A 648-nucleotide genomic window follows, 5' to 3' on the forward strand; every position below is an offset into this window, starting at 1 on the left:
CCGCAGCGCCCGCCGGGCAGCCTTCCCTGCTACCCGGGCGTCCCGCCCGAGATGCGTCGCCGCAGCTCGGTGCGCCAGCGGGTCGGGCTGGCCCCGAACGTCTTGGTGAAGTAGCGGGTGAAATAATGCACGCTATGGAACCCGGTCAGCTCGGCGATCCGGTGGATCGGCAGGTCGCTCCCGGACAGGTAGCTGGCAGCGGCCTTCATACGCAACTGCAGCATATATTGTGTCGGCGTCACGCCGAGCTGCTCCCGGAAGAGGCGGATGGCGTACGAGGGGTCCAGATGCACCTCGCCAGCCAACTCATTGATGGTGATCGGGTCCTTGTAGCGCCATTCCAGATAATCCCGCATACGCTCCACGGCTGTACCCCGGCCATCGACACGCCACGAGGTCTCCGCCTCCTCCGCTGTTCCACGCGTGCGCTCCGACTCTGCCTGAGCGAGGATCAGGAGCAACGCCTTCTCCAGCTCCAGCTCGCACAGCCGCCGCAGTTGCGCCGCCGCCGTCCCATGCATGGACAGATACGTCCGAAGCTGATCGAGCGAGGTGAGTAGATGCGGATAGAGCGTATGGGTCGCCAGCCGTTCCGGCTGCGACTGGCGCATATTCCAGTCGTCCACCAGCTCCGGATCGAGCGCCAGA

At 65.4% G+C, this 648-nt stretch carries 1 protein-coding gene; it reads right to left on the minus strand.

What is annotated here, in order from left to right; translation table 11 throughout:
* Positions 1-29: 29 nt before the first annotated feature.
* Positions 30-648: helix-turn-helix transcriptional regulator (locus PA598K_RS17215; RefSeq protein ID WP_185602046.1), on the minus strand; the 619-nt coding region annotated here is incomplete at its 5' end.

The sequence above is a fragment of the Paenibacillus sp. 598K genome, from assembly GCF_003851045.1.
GTDB lineage: Bacteria > Bacillota > Bacilli > Paenibacillales > Paenibacillaceae > Paenibacillus_D.